This is a genomic window from Enterobacter sp. SENG-6, from assembly GCF_001605945.1.
In the GTDB taxonomy this organism is placed as follows: domain Bacteria; phylum Pseudomonadota; class Gammaproteobacteria; order Enterobacterales; family Enterobacteriaceae; genus Enterobacter; species Enterobacter cloacae.
Map to the genome: position 1 here is coordinate 77,683 of NZ_LOMM01000006.1, position 8,952 is coordinate 86,634.

The window sequence follows — 8,952 nt, forward strand, 5'->3', positions numbered from 1 at the left end:
TTTACCGTGGCTGGTTGCTGCCGCGTGACCTGCTCAGGAAGCTTCGCTTTGGCCGCTTCCTTGCTGACAATGCCAAGTTTTTCAAGCAGCCAGGACACGCCCGATTTAAGCGAATCCAGCGGGTGCATGACCATGTTCAGCCCTGCCGCCAGCGCCTCCCCAAACTGCCGCCCCATCGACGCCGCGCTTTGCAGCTCTGCAGAGGTGGATTTAACCGGCGTCAGCAGATCAGTAAACCAGCCCCACAATGCCTGGACCTTGTCACCTATCCACTGAAAAACAGGCTGCAGTGGCTCAAACGCCGCACTGATAGGCGCAGCTGCAGCTTTGAATCCTTCAACCACTCCGCCTAAAAATGCGCTTATCGGCTGCCAGTATTTCCAGACAACCAGCGCCACGCCAGCCAGCGCCGCCACAACCAGCCCTATAGGGCTAAGCAACACCCCAAGCACACTACCCACTCCCATCAGAGCTGTGCGCAAAAGCGCAAATGGTGACATGACCAACCACCTGATAACGCCTCCCGCCCCCCTAACAGAAGTAACTAGCGGTGCTAACGCAGCGCTTGCCAGCCCTCTGATTTTCGTACCAAGCTGACGGATAGCTTCACCAGGATTACGAAATGAGGACACCAGGCTTTCGCCCGCCTGCCGGGCATGTTCTTTGACTTTATCCAGCACCCCGTCTCGTAACGCATCCAGGATACCGTCACCCTCATCTTCCCCACCGCCGCTGAGCGCCTCACGAATACGACTAATCCAGCTAACTGTCTCACTCGCTTCATTTCCCGAAAACAGCCCAAACAGCTTTTTCAGTGCATCACCGGACTGGAATAAACCGGGTGTGAATGATTTGAATGCCTGGCTCAATCGGCCCAGCAGTGGACCGAACCGCCCCAGGCCAGTGATGGCTAGCGATTTCATCCCAAAACGCAATAATGCCAGCGGCCCCAGAACAGCAGCCATGGCAATAGCTAATGTCCCAAGCGCCAACGTCACTGAGGCGACCACAGCGGCAATCTTCATCAAAGTGCCCGCCAGCTGCGGGTTAGTCTCAACCCATCGACGCAGTGCCCCGGTCACGCTTTTGACGTAACCCATGATATCCATCAGCGGCTGGCGCAGCGTTTCACCCAGGCTACTGAAAGCGTTCTGCGCGCCCGTTTTAACAAGCAACCACTGCGCGGAAAGTGAATCCTTATTGATATCGGATTCTTTCTGCATGGAGCCGTTAGCCTCAGTGCCTGAGGTGAGTTTCAGCTGGCGCTGCAGCTCCGGCAGGTTGTTTGCAAGCTTCGCCGCATCGTCGCCAAACTCCTTACCAAATATCATCGTCATGGCGGACAGGCGTTTATCCTGCGGCAGCTTGTTGACCTTCTCCAGCACGCGCTGAATGGTCCCCATTGCGTCCTTTGTCATCTGCTTTTCAATCTCTTCTGGATTGAGTTTCAGCAGATCCATACCTTCCATGAACCGCTTGCTCTGCATGGTCGCAATCGACAGTTCGCGCACCATCGCATTTGATGCGCTGGCGGCAATTTCAGGCGCGGCACCCAGAGACAGGAAGGTGGAACCCAGCGCGGCCGCCTTTCGGAAATCAAGCCGGTCGGCCACCCCCCCCATGCGCTGCAGCACATTGATGATATCGCCGCCCTTAGACATGGCGTTATCGTCCAGGTAGTTCAGGGCATCGCCCAGCTGTTCAATATTACGGGTCGGCACTTTATAGAGCTGCGCGATTTTCCCCAGCCCCTCCGCCAGCTCATCAGCGGGCAGCTCGAATGCCGTTGCGGCCTTTGCTGCAGTGGATGCAAAGGCCAGCAGGTCACGCTTCTGGTCTTCGTAAGAATCGTTCTGGTTTGTCACGCCCATGCGGGCGCCACCTTCAACCAGCGCGGCATAGTCGATGGCGCCATTCTCCATCGGCAGCTGTTCACTGGCGGCCTTGATGGCATCCTGCATGTCATAAAACTGTTTTGTGCGGTTGCCGTTGTCGTCCCGCAGCCCGTTAACCTGCTTTGCCACGCCTTTCATCGCATCTTCCATGCTGGCATAGCTTTTAACGGCAGCCATCACCGGCGCGCCCATCGCCAGCCCGGCGGCAGTAGTCGTTGCTCCGGCGCCTGCAATACGATCCCGCACCTCAAGCCGCCGCGAATACTGATCGCGGACCGCGTTCATACGGGCCTGCTGCTCGCCCAGGCGTTTAAGGGATTTCTGCTGTCGGTCCAGCGCCTGCCGGGTTTCGTCGGCATTCTGCCGCAGCTCCCGCTGCGCACTGCTCAGCTTTTTGGTGTCCAGCCCGGCCTCATTGAGCGCAAGACGCTGACGCTGCACCGACTGACGCAGGCCGTTGTATTTGCTCTGCAGCTCGTTAACGCGGTTTTTTGCCTGCTCCAGCAGACGCGCCTGCGCCGCCGTCGGCCGGTTAGTGGCCGAGAACTGCGTGGCAAGCTTCGCCGCTTCTTCGCGTGCGGCTTTAAGACTGTTGCCGGTGGCGGCCAGCTGCGCGCTTGCCTTGCGGAAACCGTCAATACGGCCCGCCTGGGCGTCCAGTTCTTTTAATCTTGCGCGGCTTTGCTGAATGGCGGTAGCCAGCTCTTTAGAATTGGCCTGCGCTGATCGGAATGGGCGGGTGAGCTTATCAACCGCATTTAGAATTACCTGCAAACGCAGGTTAGTATCACTCATCGCTGGCCCCGCTTCTCTGAATCGCTTTATGCCGCCACTCCAGCACTTCGGTCAGCGGCATAACGTCAGTGACGGACGGCGGCCAGTGAAAAATGGTGGCGATATCAGCCACCAGGTCTTCTACTGTCAGGCTGTCGGCAAACCGGCAAGCACCGATTTCTTCAACAAAAAAGTGACCACCTCAACCGACAGCGCGGTGAGATCGGCGGGGTCCATTTCAGCCATTTCCTGAGCGGTCAGCGCGGGCGTGGAGATGCGGGGAATAATCGTCATCATCGCGCCGACGTCCATATCCATAATCGCCTGCAGACGGGTGCCACGCAGCGCGCCGGACTGCGGCTTGCGCAGCACAATTTCGGCAATTTCGGTTTTACCGCGTTTGATTGGGGTGTCCAGCTGTACGGTTTTTTCAGTCTGTTGTTCGCTCATTGTCATTTCCTGTTAATAAGGTACTGGCGCGGCTGCCCGCGCCTTTAAAGTAGATCAGAGGCCCAGGGCGTTGCGGTGTTCTTCCATCAGGTCCACGCCATCAACGATTTCAATCATGTTGATCACATCAACCTCATAGAGCACCTCGCCGTTAATGGTCAGCTTCGCGTAGCTGTTGGTGCTGCTGACTTTTGTGGTGTTGCTCTCGCCGGTTTTCCATTCGCCGGAATCGACTTCTTTATGTCGCCCGCGCACAACCAGCTCAACGGCCTGCACTTCGCCGGTGTCATCACGCTGAATGGAGCCGGTGAAACGCAGCTGGATACCGTCAACGGTGGCTTTACCCATCTGTTTGAATAACAGCAGTTCGGTGCCACCGATTGAAAATTCCGTGTCCAGCGCGCCATCATCCAGCCCCAGATCAACATCAGCCGAACCGGGCATACCGCCGCCGCGATACTTTTCAAACTTGCGGCCGAATTTAGGCAGGGTCAGGGACTCAACAATCCCCTGATAGTTATTCCCGTCGTTAAACAGGTTCAGGTGTTTTAACTTGCGTGGTAAAGCCATATTGTCCCCTTACGCGCTGACCTGGCTGGAGAAATCCAGCAGATACTGATCGGTGATGCGCTGGCGCAGCATCAGGTTTTCCAGAGGCGGTACCGGCGTATAGTCGTAATCGATAGTGAGCTTCCCGGCTTTCAGGGAATCTTTATCGTTTACGGACTCATCCAGCCAGCAGTCGGCGCCGATGATGTAGCCCTGCGTTTTCAGGTTGCGCAGTTTGGCGCGAATACCTTCGATAATGTCGCGGGCCAGTGACGGGTTAAGCACGCCATCCACCGCCCACATGTGCGCTTCTGCGATGGTGTCAGCCAGAACTTGCGCGGTGCGGGTGTAGTTTTCAAAGGCAAACAGAGGATCGTCACTGAGGCAGCGGGAACCCCAGAAGCGGAAACCGTCTTTGCGGATCAGCGTGGTGACATCGTTCTGGTTCAGCAGCCCCGCATCGGTTGCCGGGTCCTGCAAATCCCAGAACACATCAGCAGAAATGCCGGTGACGCCGTTCACGCCTACGTTGGACAGGGATTTGTGCCAGCCGGTCTGTTCGTCAATTTTGGCACGCAGGCCAAGCGCACGGGCTGAGGCGTAAGCCGTTGCGTCAGCGTTCAGCACGGTGTCAAAACTGATGAAATCAGGCCAGATCAGCATCCCCTCGCGCTGGCTGAAATTAGCGCGGTAGGCAATGGCCTCCTCTACCGTTTTGCAGCCGTAGGCTGACAGATAGGCGAAGCCGCGCAGACTCTGCGCCACGCTCAGCAGCTCAGTGGCAACCGCCTGCGTGTCATGCCCCGGCACGCCAAGAATGCGCGGCTTAACGCCGAGCTGGGACTGCGCAGATAACAGCGCTTTCATGCCCGTTTTTTTACCGTCAGTTGTCACGCCGCCGATAATGTTGGAAGTTGTTTCCGCTTCGGTTTCACCCTGTGCAACGCGCACAACAACGGTCACGGGTTTAGCCTGGTCGGCAATTGCATCCAGCGAGCGAGCCAGCGTGCCGGACTCGCCTGCTTTACCGCTGGCGGTCAGCACGTCGGTGAGCAGGACCGGCTTATTGAGGGGGAACACGGACGCATCTGCATCATCGCCGGTACAGACCATACCGACAATTGCCGTGCTTACTGTTGAAATGGGGCGGGTGCCATCGTTGACCTCAACGACGCGCACACCGTGGTGATAATCCTGAGCCATACGGCGAACCCTCCGGTGTTTAGGTTTCGCCCTATGGTGAATTGAATGGGCCGCGCAGACAGCTACGCGGCATTGTTCCCTTAATCACACAATACGCCCGCGCGGATATCTGCGTTTTCTTTTTCCAGGCGTTCGCATGAGATATCAAAATACTGCTGGCTCATTTCAATCCCGGTAAATTTGTATCCCTTCCTCAGCGCAGCAACGCCAGTTGATGCACTCCCCATAAATGGATCAAGAATATGGCCGCCAGGAGGAACGGGAGCAACCAGGCTCTCCATAAGCTCAATCGGTTTGCCGGTCATATGGAGTTTTTGAGACGGAATAACCCGACGAGTTACCATGCCCGGCCAGGGTCCACCATGCAGACTTTTAGGCAATGGTCCGTTACTTCCCCAGACAACGTATTCGCACTGATGACGAAAATAACCGGTATGAGGCGCACGCGTTGAAAGCGTTTTATCCCACGGAATCAACCCCCGCCACACAAAACCGCCAGCCTGGAAAACGTCAGTAAGCGTTGGAAGCTGCCGCCAGTCAGTGAAAACCATGGCATAGCCGCCTGACTTAACCAGGCGGTTAACCTGACTCATCCACTGCGTCATCCAGAACGCCCAGGAGCGCACGTCTCTGTTATCGCCGAAAAACTCATGGTAGTTGTTATTGCCTACATACTTCCCGGAGGGTTTAGCCTGCCGATCACTGCGCGTCATACCACCGCTGGAATAAGGCGGATCAGTAATCACTGCATCAAATTCGCCAGTGAGTTCGCGCAAAATTTCCAGGCTGTCACCACAGTAAATAGTTGCCGCGCCAATAACTGCTTTTTGCATAGCCTTGCCTCTCTTATGTGCCTGATTTCAGGTTACATAAATGAGAAATCATGTTCATTTATACAGGAGTGTCTGAGCGTTCAGACAATGGCGCCACGGCAGACGCGGGAAATTTGCGGTACAGCGTTGATATACCCACATCAAAAATCAGAGCAACGCGTTTTCGCGTTTCTCCGGCAGCCAGCAACCGGCCAATCTGCGCCCACTCATCCTCTGATAGCTTTGGCCGTCGGCCACCAATCCTTCCTTGCGCACGTGCTACAGCCAGCCCGGCACGGGTTCGCTCTACGATCAGCTCTCGCTCCATTTCTGCCAGGGCACCCATAACATGGAAAAAGAAACGCCCCATCGGAGTTGATGTATCAATGCTGTCTGTCAGGCTGCGGAAATTTACTCCTCTCCCTCGCAGGTCTTCAATCAGAGTAACAAGATGCCGCATACTCCTGCCTAATCTGTCCAGCTTCCAAACTACCAGCGTGTCACCTTCTGAGAGTGTGCGCAGGACCTTCTTTAGCCCTGGCCGATCTGAGGTTTTTCCGCTCATTTTGTCCTCAAATATCAGCTCACATCCTGCGCACTCCAGCGCATTTCGTTGTAAAGCCGTGTTTTGGTCATTTGTTGACACCCTCACGTAACCGATTTGCATGATTTTTCGCCCATAAAAAAGTGGTGAATGATGCCACCATTTTATCGAGCATGGTCATTTCTGACTGTACTGCAGAGAATGGCCAACACGGACAATCATGACCGTGGTGAATAAAAAACCTTCGTTTGGGGGAAGCAGCTAAACGGGGGGTCGGCAATGGTGCAAACCAGCTTCCTGATATGAGCAACTTTGCCGGTTCTTTAGGTTTCAATGGGTATCAAAAATTACCGACTGGGCTGATCATTCAATGGGGGGTGCTTAACGTCAACGGCACATCTGGGGCAGTAGGAACCACTGACATTTCTTTCCCAATTGCATTCCCTACTGCATTCAGACATCTCAGCGCTTTAATGTCTACAAACGATCCATCCATACGTTTTACTGGATTCGATATTAGCAATACGTCTACAACTAAGGCCAGATTTACTTACGTTACTACTACCTCCAATCCTATTTACTGGATGGCTATAGGGTATTAAACGTTCGTTTGGGAGAGGGGGCAAAAATGCCAGCGGCGGAGGCCCTGGCAAGCTCTGCAGGAAACATAGCTATTCCAGTTGTAATCAGCGGAAAGCAACAAACGGCGCTAATTCAGTGGAAGATGGTTTCAGTTCCTCAATCTGTTAATGGCGAGATGGTAGTCGTTGATGATACATGGCCGGTAGTTTTTCCTAATGCCTGTTTATCAATCAACCCTTCACTAACCAACTCTTTGATTTATGCGACAAGCGGTGCGCCTTTTGTCAGCGCAGCTATTATTGACCGCATAAAATTCAAAGCGGCTTGCGCATACACCAAATCAAATTCAACTGTTACGGTTTGGGGTATTGGCTGGTAAGTTCCCATTGGGCTTGTTGCGAAAGTGGATAGTTAAAACGTTCGTTTGGGGGAAGCGGCAACGCTGCCAGCTGTTAGCGGTGTTATTGGCTATGACGGATGGGCCAAAATCCCGATGAGTGGTAACAAAAATTTAATTCTTCAATGGGGGCAAGGTGCTGTTAATACAGCAGGTAGTGGAGAGGTCTACACATCTTCGCTTCCTGTAGCGTTCCCATCCGTGTTTGCACAAGTATATGTTACGCATAATAATCCTGAGGATGCTGGCGTTGGGTTTGGTTCTGCAGCGCCTGCAACCCTTTCAACTTTTACTACAAGAGCGGTTAAGTTATCTCAGGCTGGAGCCGTTCTAAATGCGTTAAATGCAAACGTGTCATTCCGGTTTATAGCCATAGGCTATTAAGCAAATAACGTTCGTTTGGGAGAAGCGGCAAAACTCGCAGCAGCGAGCGGCGTTTTGTCTAAAAGCGGCTGGGCGAAATTCCCGCTAACCGGCGGTGTTATGTTAATAGTGCAGTGGGGGCTATGGGAGGGAGGCGTAACAAGCACTACATATAATTGTGATATTACGTTTCCAGTCGCGTTCCCGGCGGCTTGCTTCGGTGTATATTCAAGCGCAGGCGTAAGGGCATCAAATTATGATTATGTGCCATCGTATAGAACTTTAAGGCAAGCTGTTTCAGTCGGCTACCCAACGAAAACCGGCGCTAATGCTCAGTTTTTCCTTGATGATACGCTGCCTGGTGACTCCCGTATGTTTACGTGGTTTGCAATAGGTTTTTAAATTAATCCGGTAGCGAACCTGACTGGAATGGGTTATTAAAAATAAAGCCCTTACGGGCTTTATTTCACTCAGGCCAATTTTTTACTACGTAACCGTTGTTTACTGCCTCAATGAGAATCCATTGAGGTATCGCAGGCAACGCTATGCCCGGCCATCCCTCACTCTCAGGCCAAACTTTAAACTTTTGCCTTACATCCAACAGCTCCGCTTGCTGCTCAGAGGTTAATAAAACATTGTTGATCGTGTAATCAGAAACAAGCATCCGATCTGTACTGACGATGAATTCATCCCGCAAAGCACGGGCGCGTGCCTGGATTTGTTCCGGGCTTTCTTCCACAACGGGAATATCAATCCAGATCGGCAACCCATCAGCTCCAATGCCACGCAACTTCCCTTCTGGTGGCGTCGCGGAAAATTCGCTAAATACGCTATCTTCCACTTCGATTAAATCATTCGGGAGACTACCTGCATTTACATAAGACTCCTTTAAAGCTACGGGATAAAAAGCATTATTTGCAGGGCTAAACCAATAGTTCATAACGCACTCCTTAGTTTGAAACTCAGATCGTAAGTGCGGTTTCATAAAAAAATTATCTAGCTACTTTGTGTGAGTAATAACACAATATTTTGACGTCAGTAACCAACAGCGAACCAGTAAACGCTACGTTCAAAAGGTTGCTGCACGCCGTTCACTGTTCTGGCGCACAAAGCAAACGCGCTGGTTTTATCCCTGATAAATCCATTAGTCATAGTTACCATGCTCACATCAGCGGAATCAGTTGTATGGGCCATAGCAACCAGGCATAAACCACCGACGGGAAATGCAATTGGGAATTTAAAAGAATAATTACTCGCACCGGTTAAAAGCCCCCACTGCAGCAGCATTTTTTTGCCGCCAGTAACGGGAATATATAGCCATCCATTAGCACCGATCTGTGCGGTGGCCGCCTCCATTTTTGCCGCTTCTCCCAAACGAACGTT

13 protein-coding genes are annotated in these 8,952 nt (G+C 53.0%); 4 read left to right on the forward strand and 9 right to left on the reverse strand.

Going from position 1 to position 8,952, the window contains the following annotated elements:
• From AX755_RS24255 to AX755_RS04050, 7 genes are all read right to left on the reverse strand, one after another.
• Positions 1-2,690: phage tail tape measure protein (locus AX755_RS24255; RefSeq protein WP_082824517.1), on the reverse strand; the 2,690-nt coding region annotated here is incomplete at its 3' end.
• Complete coding sequence (locus tag AX755_RS04025) at positions 2,683-2,802, reverse strand: GpE family phage tail protein (protein WP_007848878.1); 120 nt, start codon at positions 2,800-2,802, stop codon at positions 2,683-2,685. The genes AX755_RS04025 and AX755_RS24255, both read right to left, overlap by 8 nt.
• Positions 2,803-2,816: 14 nt before the next feature.
• Positions 2,817-3,119: a phage tail assembly protein gene (locus AX755_RS04030; RefSeq protein ID WP_014884889.1), complete on the reverse strand. Its 303-nt coding sequence runs from the start codon at positions 3,117-3,119 to the stop codon at positions 2,817-2,819.
• Between the two features lie 54 nt (positions 3,120-3,173).
• Complete coding sequence (locus AX755_RS04035; protein WP_007848874.1) at positions 3,174-3,689, reverse strand: phage major tail tube protein; 516 nt, start codon at positions 3,687-3,689, stop codon at positions 3,174-3,176.
• A gap of 9 nt (positions 3,690-3,698) precedes the next feature.
• Positions 3,699-4,871: a phage tail sheath protein gene (locus AX755_RS04040; protein ID WP_032634572.1), complete on the reverse strand. Its 1,173-nt coding sequence runs from the start codon at positions 4,869-4,871 to the stop codon at positions 3,699-3,701.
• Between the two features lie 80 nt (positions 4,872-4,951).
• Positions 4,952-5,704: a DNA-methyltransferase gene (locus tag AX755_RS04045; RefSeq protein WP_015386375.1), complete on the reverse strand. Its 753-nt coding sequence runs from the start codon at positions 5,702-5,704 to the stop codon at positions 4,952-4,954.
• A gap of 58 nt (positions 5,705-5,762) precedes the next feature.
• Positions 5,763-6,350: a recombinase family protein gene (locus tag AX755_RS04050; protein WP_047726000.1), complete on the reverse strand. Its 588-nt coding sequence runs from the start codon at positions 6,348-6,350 to the stop codon at positions 5,763-5,765.
• 179 nt (positions 6,351-6,529) lie between these two features.
• Between AX755_RS04050 and AX755_RS26000 the strand changes: the two genes are divergently transcribed.
• The 4 genes from AX755_RS26000 (at position 6,530) to AX755_RS26005 (ending at position 7,971) form a co-directional block, all read left to right on the forward strand.
• The gene (locus tag AX755_RS26000; RefSeq protein WP_073971409.1) at positions 6,530-6,829 is read left to right on the forward strand and encodes a gp53-like domain-containing protein; all 300 of its coding nucleotides are present in this window, start codon (positions 6,530-6,532) and stop codon (positions 6,827-6,829) included.
• 26 nt (positions 6,830-6,855) lie between these two features.
• Positions 6,856-7,188, forward strand: a complete 333-nt coding sequence (locus AX755_RS04055) for a hypothetical protein (RefSeq protein WP_058688312.1) — start codon at positions 6,856-6,858, stop codon at positions 7,186-7,188.
• Between the two features lie 114 nt (positions 7,189-7,302).
• Positions 7,303-7,590 carry a gp53-like domain-containing protein gene (locus AX755_RS25280; protein ID WP_124304495.1) on the forward strand — a complete coding sequence of 96 codons (288 nt, stop codon included), beginning with the start codon at positions 7,303-7,305 and terminating at the stop codon, positions 7,588-7,590.
• A 99-nt stretch (positions 7,591-7,689) separates the two neighbouring features.
• On the forward strand, positions 7,690-7,971 hold the full coding sequence (locus AX755_RS26005; RefSeq protein WP_370882925.1) for a gp53-like domain-containing protein: 282 nt from the start codon (positions 7,690-7,692) through the stop codon (positions 7,969-7,971).
• Between the two features lie 64 nt (positions 7,972-8,035).
• Here AX755_RS26005 and AX755_RS04060 read toward each other — a convergent pair whose 3' ends face one another.
• The gene (locus tag AX755_RS04060) at positions 8,036-8,509 is read right to left on the reverse strand and encodes a tail fiber assembly protein (RefSeq protein WP_046889870.1); all 474 of its coding nucleotides are present in this window, start codon (positions 8,507-8,509) and stop codon (positions 8,036-8,038) included.
• Positions 8,510-8,604: 95 nt separating this feature from the next.
• Positions 8,605-8,952, reverse strand: a 348-nt coding sequence (locus AX755_RS04065) for a gp53-like domain-containing protein (protein WP_062856334.1), incomplete at its 5' end; no start/stop codon positions are given.